Annotated in this window: 21 protein-coding genes and 1 tRNA gene; 11 read left to right on the top strand and 11 right to left on the bottom strand. The window is 59.9% G+C overall.

What is annotated here, in order from left to right; translation table 11 throughout:
* Nucleotides 1–209: 209 nt before the first annotated feature.
* Entirely contained in the window at nucleotides 210–1,028 is an 819-nt protein-coding gene (locus tag AB4850_RS19430; protein ID WP_414444631.1) for a GNAT family N-acetyltransferase, read from the bottom strand.
* A gap of 161 nt (nucleotides 1,029–1,189) precedes the next feature.
* Nucleotides 1,190–1,648 (bottom strand): SixA phosphatase family protein, encoded by a 459-nt coding sequence (locus AB4850_RS19425; protein WP_414444630.1) that lies wholly within the window; start codon nucleotides 1,646–1,648, stop codon nucleotides 1,190–1,192.
* Nucleotides 1,649–1,757: 109 nt separating this feature from the next.
* Between AB4850_RS19425 and AB4850_RS19420 the strand changes: the two genes are divergently transcribed.
* From AB4850_RS19420 to AB4850_RS19405, 4 genes are all read left to right on the top strand, one after another.
* Nucleotides 1,758–1,834 (top strand) — tRNA-Pro (locus AB4850_RS19420).
* A gap of 102 nt (nucleotides 1,835–1,936) precedes the next feature.
* Entirely contained in the window at nucleotides 1,937–3,403 is a 1,467-nt protein-coding gene (locus tag AB4850_RS19415; RefSeq protein ID WP_414444629.1) for a DUF6538 domain-containing protein, read from the top strand.
* A 107-nt stretch (nucleotides 3,404–3,510) separates the two neighbouring features.
* On the top strand, nucleotides 3,511–3,957 hold the full coding sequence (locus AB4850_RS19410; RefSeq protein ID WP_414444628.1) for a lysozyme: 447 nt from the start codon (nucleotides 3,511–3,513) through the stop codon (nucleotides 3,955–3,957).
* 72 nt (nucleotides 3,958–4,029) lie between these two features.
* On the top strand, nucleotides 4,030–4,617 hold the full coding sequence (locus AB4850_RS19405; protein ID WP_414444627.1) for a hypothetical protein: 588 nt from the start codon (nucleotides 4,030–4,032) through the stop codon (nucleotides 4,615–4,617).
* Between the two features lie 46 nt (nucleotides 4,618–4,663).
* On the opposite strand, the gene AB4850_RS19400 is transcribed toward AB4850_RS19405, so the two are convergent.
* From AB4850_RS19400 to AB4850_RS19370, 7 genes are all read right to left on the bottom strand, one after another.
* The gene (locus AB4850_RS19400; RefSeq protein ID WP_414444626.1) at nucleotides 4,664–4,849 is read right to left on the bottom strand and encodes a hypothetical protein; all 186 of its coding nucleotides are present in this window, start codon (nucleotides 4,847–4,849) and stop codon (nucleotides 4,664–4,666) included.
* A 105-nt stretch (nucleotides 4,850–4,954) separates the two neighbouring features.
* A complete protein-coding gene (locus AB4850_RS19395) occupies nucleotides 4,955–5,119 on the bottom strand; it encodes a hypothetical protein (RefSeq protein ID WP_414444625.1) in 165 nt (54 codons plus the stop codon).
* Between the two features lie 898 nt (nucleotides 5,120–6,017).
* Nucleotides 6,018–7,343 (bottom strand): DNA-directed RNA polymerase, encoded by a 1,326-nt coding sequence (locus tag AB4850_RS19390; protein ID WP_414444624.1) that lies wholly within the window; start codon nucleotides 7,341–7,343, stop codon nucleotides 6,018–6,020.
* Nucleotides 7,336–8,340, bottom strand: a complete 1,005-nt coding sequence (locus AB4850_RS19385) for a hypothetical protein (RefSeq protein WP_414444623.1) — start codon at nucleotides 8,338–8,340, stop codon at nucleotides 7,336–7,338. The genes AB4850_RS19390 and AB4850_RS19385 overlap by 8 nt, the downstream gene beginning before the upstream one ends.
* Before the next feature lie 419 nt (nucleotides 8,341–8,759).
* Nucleotides 8,760–8,933 (bottom strand): hypothetical protein, encoded by a 174-nt coding sequence (locus tag AB4850_RS19380; protein ID WP_414444622.1) that lies wholly within the window; start codon nucleotides 8,931–8,933, stop codon nucleotides 8,760–8,762.
* 14 nt (nucleotides 8,934–8,947) lie between these two features.
* The gene (locus AB4850_RS19375) at nucleotides 8,948–9,379 is read right to left on the bottom strand and encodes a dATP/dGTP diphosphohydrolase domain-containing protein (RefSeq protein WP_414444621.1); all 432 of its coding nucleotides are present in this window, start codon (nucleotides 9,377–9,379) and stop codon (nucleotides 8,948–8,950) included.
* Between the two features lie 127 nt (nucleotides 9,380–9,506).
* A complete protein-coding gene (locus tag AB4850_RS19370; RefSeq protein WP_414444620.1) occupies nucleotides 9,507–9,737 on the bottom strand; it encodes a hypothetical protein in 231 nt (76 codons plus the stop codon).
* A 371-nt stretch (nucleotides 9,738–10,108) separates the two neighbouring features.
* Between AB4850_RS19370 and AB4850_RS19365 the strand changes: the two genes are divergently transcribed.
* The 3 genes from AB4850_RS19365 to AB4850_RS19355 all read left to right on the top strand — a co-directional run bounded on the left by AB4850_RS19365 (nucleotide 10,109) and on the right by AB4850_RS19355 (nucleotide 13,693).
* Nucleotides 10,109–10,972, top strand: a complete 864-nt coding sequence (locus AB4850_RS19365) for a DUF1983 domain-containing protein (RefSeq protein WP_414445557.1) — start codon at nucleotides 10,109–10,111, stop codon at nucleotides 10,970–10,972.
* Between the two features lie 1,595 nt (nucleotides 10,973–12,567).
* On the top strand, nucleotides 12,568–12,924 hold the full coding sequence (locus tag AB4850_RS19360; protein ID WP_414444619.1) for a hypothetical protein: 357 nt from the start codon (nucleotides 12,568–12,570) through the stop codon (nucleotides 12,922–12,924).
* Nucleotides 12,925–13,474: 550 nt separating this feature from the next.
* Nucleotides 13,475–13,693, top strand: coding sequence for a hypothetical protein (locus tag AB4850_RS19355; protein ID WP_414444618.1), 219 nt, complete (start codon nucleotides 13,475–13,477; stop codon nucleotides 13,691–13,693).
* 182 nt (nucleotides 13,694–13,875) lie between these two features.
* On the opposite strand, the gene AB4850_RS19350 is transcribed toward AB4850_RS19355, so the two are convergent.
* On the bottom strand, nucleotides 13,876–14,013 hold the full coding sequence (locus AB4850_RS19350; RefSeq protein ID WP_414444617.1) for a hypothetical protein: 138 nt from the start codon (nucleotides 14,011–14,013) through the stop codon (nucleotides 13,876–13,878).
* 41 nt (nucleotides 14,014–14,054) lie between these two features.
* Between AB4850_RS19350 and AB4850_RS19345 the strand changes: the two genes are divergently transcribed.
* From AB4850_RS19345 to arsH, 4 genes are read left to right on the top strand one after another with little or no spacing between them, the layout of a single operon-like run.
* Complete coding sequence (locus tag AB4850_RS19345) at nucleotides 14,055–14,378, top strand: ArsR/SmtB family transcription factor (RefSeq protein WP_414444616.1); 324 nt, start codon at nucleotides 14,055–14,057, stop codon at nucleotides 14,376–14,378.
* A 52-nt stretch (nucleotides 14,379–14,430) separates the two neighbouring features.
* Complete coding sequence (gene arsB / locus AB4850_RS19340; RefSeq protein WP_414444615.1) at nucleotides 14,431–15,501, top strand: ACR3 family arsenite efflux transporter; 1,071 nt, start codon at nucleotides 14,431–14,433, stop codon at nucleotides 15,499–15,501.
* Nucleotides 15,502–15,521: 20 nt separating this feature from the next.
* A complete protein-coding gene (arsC, locus tag AB4850_RS19335) occupies nucleotides 15,522–15,956 on the top strand; it encodes an arsenate reductase (glutaredoxin) (protein WP_414444614.1) in 435 nt (144 codons plus the stop codon).
* Complete coding sequence (arsH, locus tag AB4850_RS19330) at nucleotides 15,922–16,671, top strand: arsenical resistance protein ArsH (protein ID WP_414444613.1); 750 nt, start codon at nucleotides 15,922–15,924, stop codon at nucleotides 16,669–16,671. Before arsC ends, arsH begins: the two co-directional genes overlap by 35 nt.
* 54 nt (nucleotides 16,672–16,725) lie before the next feature.
* Here the strand turns inward: arsH and AB4850_RS19325 are convergent, their stop codons facing one another.
* Nucleotides 16,726–18,138 (bottom strand): sigma 54-interacting transcriptional regulator, encoded by a 1,413-nt coding sequence (locus AB4850_RS19325; protein WP_414444612.1) that lies wholly within the window; start codon nucleotides 18,136–18,138, stop codon nucleotides 16,726–16,728.
* Nucleotides 18,139–18,954: the final 816 nt, after the last annotated feature.

Here is an 18,954-nt window from a genome sequence, read left to right as displayed (position 1 = left end):
TTCGAAACACCGCGCGGCGCACGACGCACCGCGCACGCGACGCAGCAGTCTAGCGGAAACCGGCGCGTCCAGCCTCGTGCGCCGGGTTGCCAGATGCGTGATTCGTGCACGGCGCGTTCGCTGCCCGCTCGTGGCGGCGGCAACAAAAACGGCACGACGATCGGATCGTCGTGCCGTTTCGGTATTCGACTTGGCGCGTGCCGGGAGGATCAGCGTGCGATCGGCTCGGCCAGGAAGTGGCGGGCGTAGCGGGCGTTGATGTCCGAGAGGCGGAACAGCGTCAGGAAATCGGCGCAGTTGAAATCGGGATCCCAGGCCGGTGCGCCGCAGATCTTCGCGCCCAGACGCAGATAACCCTTGATCAGCGGCGGCGGCAGCACCTTCGTGCCCGTCTTCAACTCGTCCACCGGCAGCGCCGTGTGCGGGAAGGCGTGGTATTCCGGCGCCGTGAGCGAGTCGCTGAGCGACGCGTACAGGTTGGCCGCGTAGTGGCCGCCGTCGGCCATCGACACGCTCGCGCAGCCGAGCATGGTTTCGTAGCCGTTTTGCATCATGTAGGTGCCCAGACCGCCCCAGAGCGCCATGATCACGGCGCCGCTGCGGTAATCGCGATGCACGCACGAGCGGCCGACTTCGACCATTTTCGAGCGCAGATGCGCGAGGCGGGACAGGTCGAACTCGCCTTCCGCGTACAGGCGGCCGATACGGGCGGCCTGATGCGGCGGGAGAACCCGGTAGGTACCGACGACCTTGAGCGTGTCGAGGTCGCGGACCAGCAGGTGATCGCAGTAAGCGTCGAAAGGATCGACGTCGAGGCCAGCGGGGCCGCTGACCGAGGCGCCCATCTCTTCGGCGAACACGTGGTAACGCAGGCGCTGGGCTTCGCGCAGTTCGTCTTCGGTACGCGCCCAAGCGGCGCGCAAGCGGAATTCAGACGTGACCGTTTCGGCCGCGCGCGGCAAACGGCGACGCGACTGATCAAGCGGCAGCGAAGCAAATGGGAGCGTGGGCGTCGGCAGATCTCGCATCAGGCTTTCCTGGTCGTAAGGATTGGAACGACATGGTCGCCAATGTAGTAACCGGCCGTGACGCTTGGATGGCAAATCGGTGTCAGTTGGGTGACATGTCGTCCAAATGACTTTAGCAGAAAGTCGGAAGAAAGGTATCTAGGGGCCGAATTGCGCCGGATTCAGGCCAATTCCGGTGAAATTGCGGCCTTCAGGACGGCTTGACCGGCACGCTCGATCGAGCGGCTTTGCAGCCAGATCAGCCCGCCTTTTTTCAGCGACCAGCTGTCGTCGATACCCGACAGCAGCTTCGCCGCCACCGCACCGAGCGTGGGTTGATGGCCGACCACCACCACCGTGGGCGCGATGCCCTGCGGCCAGCCGGCCGCCGTCAGCACGTCGGCCACGCTGCCGCCCGGCGCCAGTTCGCGCACGGTGCGGTATTGATCCGTGAGCGTCTCGATCGTCTGCACGGTGCGCACCGCCGGGCTCGCGAGGATCACGGCGCTGCTTTCGAGCCGCGGCCTCAGCCACTTCGCAACCGCATTCGCATCGCGGCGGCCCCGCACGGTCAATTGGCGGGCGAGATCGCTGGCGGCGTAGTCCTCCGCTTCGGCGTGACGCCATAGAATCAGATGCATCCTGATGAACCTCGGCGAGTCGATCGGACCTCCATGCTAACGCGCCTTCAATGACATCTGTACAGGGGATTGACCCGAGTGGCGCAATGAGGCACAATCTTTGGCTTGTCGGAGCGTAGCGCAGCCTGGTAGCGCATCTGATTTGGGATCAGAGGGTCGTAGGTTCGAATCCTATCGCTCCGACCACCTACACGCTTGATTTATAAGGATTTTCCTTTAAATCAAGGGCTTACGGACGTATCACCCGGTGTACCTAACAAGTGTACCTAGTGATATAGTCCGGGAGCCATGCAAGTGATACCCAACACCCAAAAGCGCGGAAACGTCTATTACTTCCGCCGCAAAGTCCCTGTAGACCTCCTCCCGCACTACCCCCGGAAAGAAATTCTGTTGTCGCTCGGCACCACCGATTACGCGACGGCCAAGACGCGCGCCTCAGAAATGACCGCCCGAACGGACCGGGAATTTGCAGCGCTGCGAGGTGTCACGGACAAGGAATGGACGCCTCCCGAGAATTTCGCCAGCTTCCACCTCTCCCAAACGGAGCAGGAAAATGCGGACGGGTGGGAAGCGGAGCAGGCGGCGAACCCGGAGTATCACGAGGCCGTCAGGGCAGGCCAGCGCCGCGCCAAAAAGTCCACGGACAGGCTGCTAGAGGCGTCCGGCCTCCCGTCTACTGAGCAACTGGCGCTATCCCAAGTCGCTGCCCAAGCGCGGGCCATAACGGGCGCGCATGCGCCTATCAAGCCTGCCACGGTGGTACGGGAAGTGACGCGCCTAGATGCCCCCCAGGGGATTTGGAACCTGCGCCATGTGATTCCCTCGTGGACTCGCCGCAACGCGCCCAAGCGCCCCGCGATAGATACGACCAACAAAGCTATCGCCTTGTTCGAAGAAGCGTGCGGAGTCGTTCCTTTACGGCAACTCACAAAGGCTCACGGGGCGAAGTTCGTTGCCTACCTCCTCGATACACCCGCGCGCAAATTCAAGGCCAAGACGGCCGCGAACCACGCCGCTAGTGTCACCGCTTTGCTTAACGTTGCGGTCAAAGACGACCTAATAGACCGCAACCCAATGGACCTGACTTTTGACAAGTCGGTAGGAGCGGCTACACGCGGGCCTTGGACTGCTGCGCAACTGTTGACCATCTACGGACACCCGCTGTTTTCTGGTGGTATGGATGCTGTCCCGGAGTGGATGGACGTTAAGCCTACCGACGGCCGCGCCTTGCTGCTTCTGCTGCTGCACACGGGGGCGCGTATTGGCGAGCTAGCGCAACTTCGCCGGGGCGACTTTCTGACACAAGACGGGATTGCGGCGATCCGCATTACCGCTGAGGCCGGGACTGTAAAGACGAAAGAGTCCGAACGGGTTGTCCCCCTCGCCGCTCATCTACTGGATGATCCGTGGTTCAGTGGTTGGGTATCCCGAGTTATGGACGGTACATTGCCGGACGTAGCCGCAATGACTTCCTTTTCCGGCCGCAGAAGTGCATCCGACGCCGCTAGTAAGTGGTTCAAGGCGTTCCGTGCAGACGCAAAGCTGCCCGCTGGTCGCTTGGAAGGTACGCACAAATTCCGGCACTGGATTCGCTCCGCACTCGCCGCTAAGGACGTGGGCACCGAAACGGCAGATGCGATCACGGGACACGCCGCGCAAGGATCGGCGGGGCGCGTTAGCTATACCCTCGTATCCCTACAAACCATGCTCACCGCCCTCAACCGGTTGAGCTATCCAGACACCTACCGAAACTGATTACCTCAGTAAAGCACCACGGGCCGCACTAGCGGCCCTTTCTTTTGGAGAATCGCATAGCGAAAATCAACGCGTCTATCGTTGCGAAGGTAGCAGGCGCAGCAGCGGTGACAGCCGCCCTTTTTACTTCTGGTTTTGAGGGCGTCAAGAACACGGTTTATACGGACCCGGCAGGCAAGGTAACGGTCTGCGCAGGACACGCCTACACTGGACCCGATGGGAAGCCCCTGAAGGCGGGCGCAACCTATTCTGACGACGTGTGTAGCTACCTGCTAGGCAAAGATATTGCGTCGGCACAAGCAGCCGTCGAGCGGCTTGCAAAAGTCCCATTGTCCGCTGGCGAAAAACTCGCATACACGGACTTTGTGTTTAACCTCGGGTCCGGCAACTTCGCAGGCAGTACGTTGCTGCGGAAGCTCAACGCAGGCGACCACGCGGACGCATGCCGGGAACTACCTAAATGGAATAAGGGGACGGTCAAAGGAAAGCAGATCGTACTACCGGGGCTAGTGAAGCGCCGTGCAGCAGAGGAGAGGGCGTGCTTAAGCACGTAGGGAATATGAAGCTTTAACACCCGCCGCCTTAGTTATATCGGGTATTATTCGAACAAAACTACGGGGGCTAGCATGCCGGATATTGATTGGATTTCTGTAGGGTCCGGCCTCTTTGGCGCGTTGGTAGGCGGAGGCGCAACGCTACTCGGGGCCAAATTGCAAATGTCGGACAACGCTAAGACTGAGCACATCAAGGAGGCATCTCGTCACGCCGCAGTGTTACAAGCTTTACATGACGAGTTGGAAACGCTGCGGGCCGTATATATGGCGACGGCAGGAGGGGAGCTAGTTAAATACGACGCAAATACACCCTTTGTCTACTACTGGCCGGTCACAGGCGATTACTTCCCGGTCTATCATAGCCACGCCGATTTTCTAGGTCATATTAAAGATGACACATTAAGAAAGACGCTGATCCAAACCTACACCTACGCGAAAGGATTACTTGATTCGTATAGGTTGAACAACATATTTGTAGAGCGCCATGAAAACGCCGCCCTGCTTTTATTTCGCGAAGTATCAGCCGCCAACCAACAAATGTTAGACCTTGCTAATAAGCAGCTAGCCATGTACGCGCCCGTACTTCATCAAAGTCATGACCGCCTGCTAATGTCAATTGACTTCTGCCTGCAACATTTACAGAAGGCCGGAGCGCACTGATTGACAGCCAGCAAAATGCCCCGCTCTCGCGGGGCTATTGTTTGACTTACGCGGGATCGACGGTCGCGCCTATCTCGCGCATCTTGGCGTAGACCCGTTCCAGTTCGTCCGCAGTCAGCGCGAGCCGTGCAGATGCATAGAAAAGCCTGTCCTCACCCATCACTCGGGGAGACTCGCCGCCCGTGTATTTGCGCCATTGCTGGCCGCCCGCGAGCGCGAACAGTTCGGCCATTTCCTCGCTAGTCTTGTCTAGGGAGTCTTTGAGGGCGCGAAGGTCTGCGGCGGATGGTGGTTCGTAGCGCATAGAGCAAGGCCCGCTTGCGCGGGCCGGATTCTGTTAGTGAAGGATTCGGGCAAGGGCAAGGGCGGTGCCCGCGAACGCCGTAGCCCAAATGATCGGATACCACCGAGTTTCGCGGGTCATCTTGGCGGCTTCGGCGTTCAGCTTCACCGTTTCCGCCATCAGCTTGCCAATCTCAGCTTCGATCTTGATCGTGTCCAAGGTCTTTTCCAATTCAATCATCCTCTAGGGGTTGTCGGGTTACGCGAGTGCGTCGCCCATGAACAGAATAGTAGCCCCTTTTGGATCACTTTGCAAATACTTTCGATCCCATCATACACGGCCGCCGGGAACAAACAGGGCAGAATTGACGCCTGACTGCCTGGCCTCGATACTGTACATTTATACAGTGCACACCATGACGGACGACCCGGAGAATGCATGGGAGTTCTTCTACGAGCGCTCTGCAATCATGCAGTACGACGGCGGCCGGGATTGGGCGTCGGCGGACTTCGCAGCCCTCGCGTTGACCCGCCGATACTGCGCCCGTATCGGTCTGCCCGCGCCTCTCGGTGGGTACTTTGCCGCGTTCAGCACCACGGAGCTACTTTGGTCGGATCGCGATGGCGTCGTAGTGGTGCCTTGCCGTGTCGCGATTGGTCAAATGGCTTCGGCCGCGATCTTGGTTGCGGATAGAGAGCGACGTTTTTACACGTCGCTCCTTCGCCTAGCTAATCAGGGGCACTCATAACGGGGAATTGGTAGTTGCGTCAGCTAATCCAAAAGGACATAGCCGCGAACGAGAAGAAGCAGGAAAGGAAGTAGGCCAGCAGTGAGAACCACGCGGCCGGAAGAATCACATCAAGTACGCGGTAGCGGCCCCATTGCCACGGGAACCACCCTACCGCCCAGGTATCGACGTGCGATGTAGCGCCCTCGCTTGTCTCGCACTCCAACTTCTTGCGGGACCAATACCAGACGACGACGCACATAGCGGCCATCCACCAGCTACGGGCGATGACCGCACAGGGCAGGAAGATTATGAAGCCCTCGATGCAGTGAGATACAGACTCGTGAAAGCGGGTAGCTTTGAACCACGCAAGCAACGTGTTAAGCAACGTTAGAACCACGCATAGATCGATTCCTTTACTTGTTCAATATTGAGGGTGCCGTATTCCGGCAACGGGGGAAGCTGCGCTTTCTGCTCCGGGGTAAGCACTGCGGTTACGTGCTCCGTCCACTCGGCTAGAAGATCACGGGACATCAACCGGGCGAACTGCTCGCGTGATGCGTCGAACACATTCGAGCACTGCGCCAGAGGTGCGCCGAAAGAGTCGTGAATCATCCAGAAATTGCGCACGCCTCGCGCATGCAGATCGTTGATGACGTAGACCATGTGGGCCGCATCAACCCCGTGTACGAAGTTCGGGGATACGCCCGCCCGCTGCGCGCGCTTGTTGAGTTGGTAAGTTTCAATGGTGAAATCGTACCGGCGGGCGTCTTTGCCCTTCGTACCACGGGTTAGCTCTACCGTCTTGCGGCAGTAACGCGCCTGCTCAACCGCCAGCCCCGCAGGCGTTAGCCATTGAAGCGTATGCCCCGCAGCAGTCAGGACATCCGACACGCCTTGTACGTACTCCATCGCTTGAAGCATCCCCGGCGCGACATCGGCAAAGCACCGATTAATCTGCGCAGCCAACCAGATGCATTCCTGTTCGTCGGCCCCGGTCTTCTTCGCTACCTGCTCGCCAAACGTGAAGGTGCCTGCGCTATAAACCTTCGTCATGCTAGGGGCTTTCAACAAGTCCCGATCAATCTTGAACTCTTGCCAGAAGGTCAAGTGCGCCATCGTTTCGGAGTCTGCGTAGCGAACGAGATTAATGAGGCGCTTTATCAACGCGTCGGCCATGCGTCCGTAGTAGTCGTCGCCTCGCTCCGCAGGCACAAGGTTTACCATCGCGCCCGCGCTGGCGTCGCGCGTCATCCCTGCAAGCATCTGCACACCGGAACAGCTTCCATCGAGCGCGCCAGCAATGCGGCTTCGGAACGCGTCGCCCTCCGATCTATAGCCTGCCCACTCGATACACGCGGCGAGGAATTGCCAAGGCTTATCCATCGTCTGCCATTCGCGATGCGCAAGTGGGTCCGATGCAGCGCGCAAGATGGTTTCCTCATTAGCTTCCGTCCAAGCGGCGCGCTCGTCGGGCGTGCGCTGCACCTTCCGCCCGTCAATCAACATCTTGTCTTGGCCTGCGAGATTGCACAGATGGATAGCCAGCCAGCGCGCACCGTTGCGGCCTAGCGGCGTACCGTCCGCAAACTCAAGCAGCCCTTTGCATAAGTCGGAACCCTGCGGGCTAATGATTGTGGTGGCGGGGTACATCCGGCCGCGCCAGTCCAAATCCCACGGGAAGTAAAACTCGTCCTCGTTCTCAAGTTCACTCACCAGCCGCTAAGGTAAGCGCGCTGCGGATCATCTTCGAACGGGATTCGTTGGCTTCTCTGTCGTGCCGTGTCTCGATGTACTGCCCGGCGATCACAACCCCGCCGAAGTCCTCTGCGTTCGTCCGAAATGAGCGTGCAACATCCAACAACCGCCGATTAACCCGGAACGGCGTAGCCTGAAGCGCGTTCAACGCTGCCACAATCTCAGGCGATCCAATCGCCTCGCTAACGCCACGAACAGCCTGCACGCCGTTATGCAGGTAGCCGCCGTGGGTTGCCGTCTCTGTCCAAGGCACCGGAGGAACAAGCATCGGTCGGCGCTCCGCGAAGTCCGCAGCTAACCCACCGCCTAGAACGTCGGACAGGAATTTCTCCGTAAGCCGATAGGTGTTCGGGGATTGCTGGACTCGGCCAATCAGCCGCTCGCCCGGAACCTCCTCAATCCAGCCCGTTGCGTTGGCGAAATGATCGAGCAGGACCAGCGCCGCGCGCTCGTACCCGAGCACGCCGTATTCCGGTAGGTTGCACGCGCCCTTGAGGCGACGGGCCAACTTTCCCGCAAGCGTCTGCACATCAAGCGGGCGGTCCGGCGTCGCCATACGCCCGAGCATCGAGCACACTGCCTCCCACGCAAGCACTGCCTGCCGCTCCACAGGAAGCCCGTTGACGGGATTCTTTGCCTGCCCGTAGTGTCGGATAGGCTCACGCCTGCCGTACGCTTCCCGGCCGGTTTTGAGCGCCTGGACGAATGCCGCAAGGCCTTCTCTAAAACGCGCCTCTTGGAGATTTTCCGAGTGCTTTTCAAGGCTCTCGAAGTCTCGCGTTCGCCTGCTCGATTTTGCCTCTCGTACAAGCTGGCGCTGCACCAACGCAGCCTGCCCACGCTCCGTTAGCCCTTCGATGTGCTTTCGCGCATACGGAGCACATTCGGGGATGCTGTCTACTTCTACCGCATTCGCCTTTTCTCGAAGGCTTTGATACTCATTGATTGTACTCATTCACCCCCGATGAAAAGCCCGCCTGTTCCGCAGGCGGGTTCCGTGTTTAAACGTTGTTGCTCGCGATATGCACCCACGCCATCAACGCATAAGTTGCAGACAGCACGAGGTACAGCACTTCCGGTTTGACGATATGCATAGCAGTCCTTACATAGACATAGAGGGCTAACTAGCCTCTCCGACCTCACCAAACGACATGTGACTGTCGTTCGGAAAGGAGCATAAGCCACACCGGCAAAAGAGACAAAACGGAAAATTTGGGCTGTCGGCCTTGACACGGAAAAATTTGGAGCCCATGCAGAATCCTAGAATTTCATTCTGGATCACTTTGGATCATTCGGGATCATTTTCCATCATTCGCCGTTCCGCTTCCTCCACAACAAGTTGTGGTACACCGCGTGGCGAACACGCAACAGTGATCATGTGAACTCGTAGTAGTCGCCTTCGAGTTCGGAAACTAGCCGGTTTACGTCGGCCTGCGGCATGTACTCCCGCGCCTCAGCAACTCGCTGGTTTGCCCGCTCAGGATTGTGTGTCTCTAAGGCGCAGGCGATCAGGTCATAGAAGGCTCGATAGGCTGCGATTTGCAGCACTTGGCTTGCCCCGCTCAATCCGCCGACTTGTCCGCGATGGTGCAATGCTTCGGGTTCTTGTCCTTGTGCAAGGCTTGCAGTCTGGCGACGTGAGGCGTCAGGTTTGCAATCAATTGCAAATATCCGCCCGGTGCGTTTCTGTCATCGATCAACGTCCCGGCCGCGCCTGCATCAACAAGGATCGCAAGGCAGGCCAAAACATGCCCGAGATGGGGAACGCCGCTATCCGGGTCCGTCTCCTCACCCTCGAACCACTTAGCAAGATGCCGCCGCGCAGCGTCGTAGTAGATCGACGCACGGACCGGCGCGGCGCGATAATTCGAGCGGCCGTACTTCAACGCACCGTCCAGCAGCGCGAGCGCGCCAAGAGCGGACGCAGTTTCCGGCCACAGGTGGAACGGCAACTTCGATGAGCCGATGGAGTCTTTGGGGTTCGGGTTCTTCACGCCTTCCAGATCGGCACCACACGCCACGCGCAAACTACCGTCCGCTCCATAGACTCGGATCGCGGGTCCACGGTAGTTATCGGGATCGGCGGGAATCCATGCGCAGGGTTGCTGCCAAGGCCAACGATTAGCGTCCAATATACTTCCTCCGAAATTTGGTCAGCTTTGCTTGATGACGACGATTGAATCTTCCTGACTCAATCACGCCCGCCTCACCAACAAGGACGATTAGGGCCGTGATGTCCGCCGCCTCATCCGCTACTGCGCTCTTTGGACCATCCCCACGAGCAAGCTTGAGCAGGGCTTGCGATAGTTCCACTGCTTCTTCTGCGGCGTGCAACAACAGTTCTTTACGCAATTTCAGCCTCGATGTAAGCGCGCACTGCCAACAGGTAGGCATTGAAGCCCTGGACCCATTCAGCGCGTGCAAGTGTTGCTTCTGCGAAAGGACACGAACTCGCCTCGTGCCCCTCCTCTGCTGCGATCCACCCGCAGTGGTAAATCGTAGGAATCATTCCGACAGCGGACATCCCGTCACCGTCACAAGGTCACGTGGTGTTCCCTCGCGAACCTCGTTATCGACGGCTGCGTACGCACACGCCGACGTCTTGTACGTGCCGACGATGCGGCCTCGCACGGTTACGACATAGACAAGCAAGCAGTCTCCTTAGCTAATCAGCAGATTGGCCTTGTGTTCTTTCGAGTTGACCGTCAGACGGCCCCGTGACCATGCTTTGCAGTCCTGGCAGTGGAAGCGCGGGTACGCAAGTGTCAACTTCGTTTGTCAACGCAGTGATTTCTACTTCGGCTCAGATTTCTCAGGAGTCCGAACTTCGTAGCGCGGCAGACTCCTCGCTAGCTTCGCAGTTGACCACGCTATCCACGTCTACCAGCACCGGAATTGGTAGCGTTGCGGGTTCGATTCAAACTGAAGCTACCGCACGCTCAAACGGGGACTACTCCCTAGTCAACCAAATTACTGCGCTTAGTAGCTCTCTGTCTACGGCGAACGCAAGTCTTAATACTGCGATCACCAATGAGGCTAGCACTCGGGCTTCTGCGGACACGTCCAATGCATCTCAGATTGGCACGGTGCAGGCGCAGGCGAACCAGAACGCCGCAGCAGTGCAGACCGTCAGTCAGTCTCTGTCTTCCCTAAGCGGTAGCTTGAGCGCGTCCTACACGATCAAGACCCAGGTAACTAGCGACGGACGGACGTACATCGCGGGCATCGGCGTAGGCGTCAACTCAAGCGGCGGGGTTATTCAAAGCAGTGTCCTCGTGTCCGCGTCTCAGTTCGCGATTATCGATCCGAATGGAACAACGACTGTCGCACCGTTCGCAGTATCGAATGGACAGGTTTACATGAATTCGGCATTGATTGGAGCCGGGACAATCACCAGCGCGATGATTGGTAGCTACATCGCATCGGATAACTACGTTGCAGGCTCGGCAGGCTGGCGTCTCGACAAGGGAGGGACATTCGAAATTAACGCACAGGCGGGCGGTGGGAGAACGATCATCAACGGTAACGGGCAGCAGGTCTACGATTCGAGCGGAACCCTTCGCGTCAAGTTGGGATACCTCGGTTAATGGCTACCCTCTACGGATTACAGGTGTGGGACGCAAGCGGCACGATCACGCTCGATACAGCCGACTCCCTCGCGCGCATTGTCGGGGCGGTGTATGTCACCGCACCCGGTAGCTTGGCAGATGCAAATCTCACGCAAGGAAGATCGTTTTATGTGTTCCAAGCGACCTCTGCCACTGGCTCAGTACCCACGGTGTCTTTTTCGGGGAACACGATGACATGGTCCACCAATAACGCGATGACTCCCGGCATCCTATTTTACGGAGTGTACTGATAGCCGACTACGGTTTGCAGGTTGTGGGGGACTCCGGTTACTACCAGATTGACAGCAACACAATCAATTTGGTGTACACACAATCGGGGTTTCTCACGCTCCAAAACACAACTACGTCCACCACCACGCTAACCATAACCGCGAATACGCCGCTTATGGTCATCTACTCCCCTAACGGGTGGGCGGGTGTTATCAACTGTACGCAGTCCGGTAGCACCTTTACCTATACCTTCGCGGGAACTTCCGCTGTAGCCGCCCCGTTCACGTTCCGATGGTTCGTATTCGACAAGCAACCGCAAGTTGCGACATCGGCGTTTGGCCTCGCGGTTTGGAACGCGTCCGGCACTCTGGTCTACTCCTCGGACTACAAGCCGCTACGTATCGTTGGCTTGATTGATATGGTGGTTGGTACAACACAGGGAGGGGGTGTCGGTATGCCTCCCGGAAACTACGGGTGCGTACCCCTCCGTCCCGCATATGCCGCAGTTCCTGGCCCTGGCGGGGGCGCGGGTAGCCGTCTTCTAAATTCTGCGGTCCGCACGCAATCAACGCTTATCAGCTACCACGGCTCGCAATTCAGCCTCGCCACGGGCACGCCTACCGGCGCGGTATCGCAATTCCTCGTGGTCGATCTTTCCGGCTACATCTAACGCCACTGGCGTGACACCAACATAAGGAAATCCATGCCAATTCAGGCTAACTACACGGCCCCGTCTTCGGGTGCTGCGGCTAGCTATCACGTTGTACAGAATATCCAAATCGATTACGTCGGTGCTACGACAATGGTTCAAGTCGCGTCGTTCGTTGACGCTTCCACATATAAGGCAGGCAAGACCGCTTTGTATGTCCAAGTCGTTCCGCTTCCCGGTGTTCCGGACCCTGCCCAAGACCCTCTCGTGAGTACGCAAACTGCCCTCGTAGCCGCCGCACCCGGCGACAGTAGCGCTAACGGTAATCGCTACACCTTCTCAGGGGGCACCCTCGTAGATATGCCGTCTACATATTCGGTCCCCGCAGCAGACACCCACACGAGCACTACCACGGAGACAAATAGCTAATGGGTCTATTCGACCACGCCTCGACCGTCGCAGAAAAAGCCGGGGCATCTAACGTCGCTTCCGCAGCGGCCATCACTATCGGTACGTTCCCGTTTAGCCAGTTAGTGAGCGCAGCCGGGTTCATTCTCACGCTTGTCTACCTCTGGTGTGCTCTGCCTCGCTTCTGGCGTACGGCGGTCGCAGTCAAGCGGTGGATTTTCAACCGGGATCGGACGTTGTTTGACGCGCTCGGGGAGCAGCCGCCCATCGATAAGGAAGACCGGTAATGTTCGCTACGTTGCAGGCGAAGGTAATCGCTTCGGTGATGGGCTTCGTCCTTCTCGTCGGCGCGGTGTCGGCGGGCTACGCGATCTACGAACACCAAGCAGCGCAACTTGTCACTGTCCGGGCGGCCCTCGCCACGGCACAAGCTACGGCGGATGCGGCGAAGAAACAGGCGCAAGGGCTGGCGGCTGCGATGGACGCGCAGAAATCCGCACAAGCGGCCGGGCAGGTACGGCAAGCCCAAGCCTCTAAGAACATCGCGGCAGCGGCAGCAGCCGCCCCGCAAGTGGCTTCCACGGCTGTTCCTGAATCGTACTGGCAAGCCATCTACGGGAGTCCCGCAAGTGAAGCTAAGTAAGGTGCTTGCTGCGGCGCTGCTCGGGGTCGCCCTCGCCGGTTGCTCGACAGTACCGACGATTCAGACGCCTCCTGACAGTCTACTGAAGGATTGCGCACATGCGCCCCGGCCAGCGGACAGCACGGTCTACGGTTTGATGCTTGGGATTGTGAATGAGCGCGCAGTAGTGGAATCCTGCGATTGGGCGGACAAGGCCGCGCTGCGCGCGTGGAAGGCGGGAGTATTGGGGACGGCAAAGTAGCCGCCCCGCGTGGTAAAGTAGAGCCTCAGTCTTGCAGGTACACCGGTACGTAACCAGAGGTGTGTCAGATAGGCAACCTATTGATTTTATTGAATAAATCTCAGGTTCGAATCCTATCGCTCCGACCACGAAATACGAAGGGGTTACACGCCACAAGCGTGTAACCCCTTCTTCGTTTCAGGCTTCGGATCAATCCGTGAAGCCGGTTTAAAGCACCTGGAATGTTGCGACGCAACAAAAATGCTCGTAGACTGACTTGGCGTCTACCGCGACATTGCTTCACAGGCGCCGCCAACGGGAGAGCACGCCATGACGACGTATTCGCCTCAACCCAGCCTGTCGCCCCCCGCTCTGCACGTCTTCGAGCAGGATGGCGCCTGGCACTGGGGCATCACCGTCCCGCGAGCCGCGGGAAGCGGATTCAAGCTGATCGCTTTCAGTGAGAAAACCTTCGCCGTTGAAAGCGCCGCCCGCATCGACGGCGGCTCCGCGCTCGCAAGCCTGGCGGATATCGACTCACGGCATTGATTCTGCGTCGGCGCCGTCGTGACCGGCGCGGCCCCCTCACGCCGAATACGCGGCGCCCGACACCTCGGAACGAAGCCGTTACCCTCTTCACGATGACGGGCGGCACCCTCCACGCTCTCGATGCGTGCCCTGACCGCCTCCCCCGAATACACGTCCGTCACCATCGCGGCATCGCTTGCCTTCTAGGCCATCGTCATCTCCGGCACGCCGATGACGACCAGGATGGCACGGTCGACATCGGCAGGGCCGCCCTTGAAGAGGATTGCCTGCGACCTCGCATGCAGAATCACGCCGCCTCGGGCCACGCGAAGGCTGTCCACGCCTTCTTGCCTCGTCCATACATTTCGAATATATTGGAAATATGGAAGAGAAAGACATCATTCGCGCCCTCGCGGCGCTCGCCCACGAATTGCGCCTGCGCGTGTTCCGCATGCTGGTTGTCGTCGGGCCGGAAGGGCTGACGCCGGGCAGCATGGCGGCCCGGCTCGACGTGCCCAATGCCACGCTCTCGTTTCACCTGAAGGAGTTGATGCAGGCCGGGCTGGTCACGCAGGAACGCGACGGCCGCACCCTGATCTACCGGGCCGCCTATTCGCAGATGAACGCCGTTCTCGGTTTCCTGACCGAGAACTGCTGCCAGGGGCAGGCTTGCCTGGGCCCCGGTGCAACGTCGTGCCCATGTTGAACGAGATCGCCCACGAAACGGCGCAGGCCCCACCCCGCCCACTCGAATCACCATGAACACCCCCCACATCGCCAGCGTGCGCAACAACGGCTCGAAGCCCGCGATCGGTTTCTTCGAGCGATATCTGAGCGTCTGGGTCGCACTGTGCATCGTCGCGGGCATCCTGCTCGGCCAGTGGCTCCCCGGCGTCTTCCAGGCGATCGGGCGCATCGAATACGCCCGGATCAACCTGCCGGTCGGCGTGCTGATCTGGGTGATGATCGTCCCGATGCTGATCAAGGTCGATTTCGGTTCGCTGCACGAGGTGCGGCAACATCTCAAGGGGATCGGCGTCACGCTCGTCGTCAACTGGCTGGTCAAGCCGTTCACGATGGCGTTCCTCGCATGGCTCTTCATCAAGCACCTGTTCGCACCGATGTTGCCCGCCGCGCAACTCGACAGCTACGTGGCCGGGCTGATTCTGCTGGCGGCCGCGCCCTGCACGGCGATGGTGTTCGTCTGGAGCCGCCTCACGGGCGGCGACCCGCTCTTCACGCTCTCGCAGGTCGCGCTCAACGACAGCATCATGGCGGTCGCGTTCGCACCGCTCGTCGGGCTGCTGCTCGGCATCTCGGCCATCACCGTGCCGTGGGCGACGCTGCTCTCGTCGGTGGTGCTCTACATCGTCATTCCGGTCATGCTCGCGCAATTCATCCGCGCGGTGCTGCTGGCTCGCGGCCCGGAGGCATTCGAAGCGGCGATGGCGAAGATCGGCCCGTGGTCGATCACGGCGCTGCTCGCCACGTTGGTGCTGCTGTTTGCCTTCCAGGGCACAGCCATCCTGAAACAGCCGCTGGTGATCGTGCTGCTGGCCGTGCCGATCCTGATCCAGGTGTTCTTCAACTCCGCGCTGGCGTACTGGCTCAATCGCGCGGTCGGCGAGAAACACAGCATCGCCGGCCCGTCCGCGCTGATCGGCGCATCGAACTTCTTCGAGCTGGCCGTCGCCACCGCAATCGGCCTGTTCGGTTTCAACTCCGGCGCGGCGCTCGCGACGGTGGTCGGCGTGCTGATCGAAGTGCCGGTCATGCTGCTCGTGGTGCACATCGTCAACCGGTCGAAGCACTGGTACGAGCGTGCCTGAACGTTACGAAAAACAAGGCCATGAACGAAGTCACCATTTATCACAACCCGGATTGCGGCACCTCGCGCAATACCCTCGCGATGATCCGCAACGCGGGCATCGACCCCATCGTCATCGACTATCTGACAAGCCCGCCGTCGCGCGAGACGCTCGTCGAGCTGATCGCGCGGTCGGGACTGAGCGTACGCGAGGCGTTGCGCGAGAAAGGCACGCCCCATGCGGAACTGCACCTGGACAATCCGGCACTGACCGACGACCAGTTGTACGACGCGATGATGGCGCATCCGATACTGATCAATCGTCCGTTCGTGGTGACGCCGATCGGCGTGCGGCTGTGCCGCCCGTCCGAAGTCGTGCTCGAGATCCTGCCCGACGCGCAGCGCGGCGCGTTCACGAAGGAAGACGGCGAAGCCGTCATCGATGCGGAGGGCAACCGTGTCAGCCCCCGCAACTGAACTCATGACGGCCCTTGCGCAAGTCGACGCGGCATCGTTCCTCGTGCCCGATATCCGGCGCTTGCAGGTCGCGGAGGCTGCCTCGCATCCGCCCCGCATCCTGCTGCTCTACGGCTCGCTGCGCGAGCGCTCGTTCAGCCGCCTGCTGAGTGAAGAGGCCGCGCGCCTGCTCACGGCGATGGGCGCCGAGGTACGCACGTTCAATCCGAGCGGCCTGCCGCTACCCGACGATGCGCCTGACACACACCCCAAGGTGGCGGAACTGCGCGACCTGGTGCTGTGGTCGGAGGGCATGGTCTGGTGCTCGCCCGAGCGCCACGGTGCGATGACCGGCATCATGAAATCGCAGATCGACTGGATTCCGCTTTCGGTCGGCGCAGTGCGCCCGACGCAGGGCAAGACGCTCGCGGTCATGCAGGTGAGCGGCGGCTCGCAGTCGTTCAACGCGGTCAATCAGATGCGTGTGCTCGGACGCTGGATGCGGATGCTGACCATCCCGAACCAGTCGTCGGTGGCGAAGGCCTTCGCGGAATTCGACGAGGCCGGCCGCATGAAGCCATCGGCCTATTTCGATCGTGTCGTGGACGTGATGGAAGAACTGGTGAAGTTCACCTTGCTGACGCGCGATGTCGGCCCGTACCTGGTCGATCGCTACAGCGAACGCAAGGAAAGCGCCGCCGAACTGATGCAGCGAGTGAACCAGAGCCGTATTTGAGCCACCGCGTTGGCCGCCATCTCGTCTCGGGCCGGCTCGCACGCGCCGGACATGTCACAGGCCGTGCGAGTTCAACAGCCGATACAAGGTCGCGCGTGAAATGCCGAGTTCGCTCGCCGCCTTGATGTGCTGGTTCCGGTGCCGCAACAACGCGGCTTCGATCGTGCTTTTTTCCGCCCCCTCCCGCGCCTGCGCGAGCGTGGTCGGCACCGGTGTGATGAACTGGTCGAGGCCCAGGTCCGCAGCCGAGATCAACCTGCTGTCGGCCATGACGATCGCGCGCCGGATTCGGTTGATCAGCTCGCGCACATTGCCGGGCCAGGAATAGGCGTGCATGGCCTGGTGCGCGCAGCCCGTGAAGCCGAGAATCATGCGCTCGGCGTCGCCGCGAAACTTCTGCAGGATGTGATACGCGATCAATTCGATATCCCCCCCGCGCTCACGCAACGGCGGTTCGTTGATCCGAAGCACGCATAGACGATAGAACAGGTCCGCTCGAAAGCGCCCGTCATCGATCGCGGCGTCGAGATCGACATGCGTGGCCGTGATCACGCGGACATCGACCGGAATCGAAGCGTGCCCCCCCAGGCGTTCGATTTTTTTATCGGACAGGAAGCGCAACAGGCTCGCGCCGCTTTCGAACGGCAAGTCGCCGATCTCGTCGAGAAACAGCGTCCCGCCGTCGGCAGCCTCGATCCGCCCGATCTTCGGGTGGTTCGCGCCCGTGAATGCACCGCGTTCGTAGCCGAACAATTCGGACTGCAACAGATGTGGCGGTATCGCACCGCAATTGATCGCGATGAACGGCGCCTTGCTTCGCCCCGATTGGGCGTGGATCGCACGGGCCGTCAATTCCTTGCCGGTACCCGATTCGCCCGAGATGAACACCGGCGCATCGGCCTTCGCGACCTTCTCGATCGAGCGAAACAGGCGTTGCATCGCCTCGCTCGCGCCCACCATGCCATGGCCCCCGACGTTGGCGCCATCGGGCGCGCAGTCATGCTCACGCAAATCCGCCATCCACGATGCACGGTTGACGGCATGATCGACCGCCGCGTAGGTCGACGGCCGCGTCAGGTAATCGAAGCAATAGCGGTGAATCAGTTGGCGCACTTCGGGTTCGGCCAGCCGCAGCGGATCCACCAGCGCAATCCAGCCGATCTGCTTGCTCCGCAGCATCGGCTCGAGCGCGGCGGCTTCGTGGGTGTCGAAGCCGTCGAGATCGACGATGCCGGCATGCACGGCGCCGGGCCGCTCGCGACGACGCACGGGTTTCGAACTGATCGCGAGCGACACGTCCCAGTGTCGTGCCGCGAGGTACGCCACCAGCGCCGCATCCGGATCTCGTGCCAAATAAAGACACCGACGAACGGCCGGCGCGCTTGACGCCTCATCGGTCGGCAGGCTGGCCGGAGACGACGAAGCGAGAGACACGAGCGGAGAATCGACACGTCGAGGATTTTGCATGCCGCCTTGGAGAGGTAATTGCACGGCTTCGCGTAAAGACGGGCGAGGCCGAGCACATGTCGATAACGTTCCGCGCTATCGCGACGTGTCGAAAATGGTCGATAAAAAATTAAAGGTGCTGATACGGTTCATCATCTGCCGGTATACACAAACCTGCGATCGTCGCCGCGCCAATCACGGCGGCCACGATGAAAACAAAGCCTCGTCGTCATCGACTTGCATCGGTATGCCTCGACACGCCAAATCAAGGCGCCGCCCTGTCGGCCATTACATGAAAAATTCACGAATGGCGGATAGGCAATAACGCCCGTTCAATGCGGAGACTGCCCCGCATTCGGTTCGCGCAATGTGCTTTTTTTTCTCTGGCCGGTCTGTACGGTAAATGCTGATTTTTGCTCGCACGACGATACGGCCGGTTCGCCATTTGACCGCCCGATCAAACCCGGGCGCGTATCCGTGCGTTGAATTTACCGTCGTGACGAATTTTCCGGCAGGCGCCGGGTGAATTCCGGATCATCGAAGCATGGTATGACCGGTAGGGCTGCGCCTCTTTCATTTCCCAACTATCGGCACGAAGCCGCGATGCGATCGTTGCCGAATACTCATTGCAACGGGTACGAGCGCTCGCGTGGGCCACCTCGATTCCTCGCGCGAATAGCGGCCAAACCCGCCTCCAGGCGCAGTCTCACGGCCTACATGGGAGCCGACACGAGACGTTCCGCCAGTTGAACGTGGGGCAAGCATGCCCTCCGTGTTTACCTTTATCAAAGATCTCAAGCCAATTGAATGGCGTGAGTAAAAACAGCAGAACGTCAA

It is taken from the genome of Burkholderia sp. 22PA0106, from assembly GCF_047497155.1.
Taxonomy (GTDB): domain Bacteria; phylum Pseudomonadota; class Gammaproteobacteria; order Burkholderiales; family Burkholderiaceae; genus Burkholderia.
This window is presented reverse-complemented; position numbering and strand designations above follow the sequence as displayed.

Excerpts from the sequence above, each read along its gene's own strand:
- AB4850_RS19430 (WP_414444631.1), bottom strand. The coding sequence starts at position 1,028 with ATGCGAGATCTGCCGACGCCCACGCTCCCATTTGCTTCGCTGCCGCTT.
- AB4850_RS19425 (WP_414444630.1), bottom strand. The coding sequence starts at position 1,648 with ATGCATCTGATTCTATGGCGTCACGCCGAAGCGGAGGACTACGCCGCC.
- AB4850_RS19415 (WP_414444629.1), top strand. The coding sequence starts at position 1,937 with ATGCAAGTGATACCCAACACCCAAAAGCGCGGAAACGTCTATTACTTC.
- AB4850_RS19405 (WP_414444627.1), top strand. The coding sequence starts at position 4,030 with ATGCCGGATATTGATTGGATTTCTGTAGGGTCCGGCCTCTTTGGCGCG.
- AB4850_RS19400 (WP_414444626.1), bottom strand. The coding sequence starts at position 4,849 with ATGGCCGAACTGTTCGCGCTCGCGGGCGGCCAGCAATGGCGCAAATAC.
- AB4850_RS19385 (WP_414444623.1), bottom strand. The coding sequence starts at position 8,340 with ATGAGTACAATCAATGAGTATCAAAGCCTTCGAGAAAAGGCGAATGCG.
- AB4850_RS19365 (WP_414445557.1), top strand. The coding sequence starts at position 10,109 with ATGCTTTGCAGTCCTGGCAGTGGAAGCGCGGGTACGCAAGTGTCAACT.
- AB4850_RS19360 (WP_414444619.1), top strand. The coding sequence starts at position 12,568 with ATGTTCGCTACGTTGCAGGCGAAGGTAATCGCTTCGGTGATGGGCTTC.
- AB4850_RS19355 (WP_414444618.1), top strand. The coding sequence starts at position 13,475 with ATGACGACGTATTCGCCTCAACCCAGCCTGTCGCCCCCCGCTCTGCAC.
- AB4850_RS19345 (WP_414444616.1), top strand. The coding sequence starts at position 14,055 with ATGGAAGAGAAAGACATCATTCGCGCCCTCGCGGCGCTCGCCCACGAA.
- arsB (WP_414444615.1), top strand. The coding sequence starts at position 14,431 with ATGAACACCCCCCACATCGCCAGCGTGCGCAACAACGGCTCGAAGCCC.
- arsC (WP_414444614.1), top strand. The coding sequence starts at position 15,522 with ATGAACGAAGTCACCATTTATCACAACCCGGATTGCGGCACCTCGCGC.
- arsH (WP_414444613.1), top strand. The coding sequence starts at position 15,922 with ATGCGGAGGGCAACCGTGTCAGCCCCCGCAACTGAACTCATGACGGCC.
- AB4850_RS19325 (WP_414444612.1), bottom strand. The coding sequence starts at position 18,138 with ATGCAAAATCCTCGACGTGTCGATTCTCCGCTCGTGTCTCTCGCTTCG.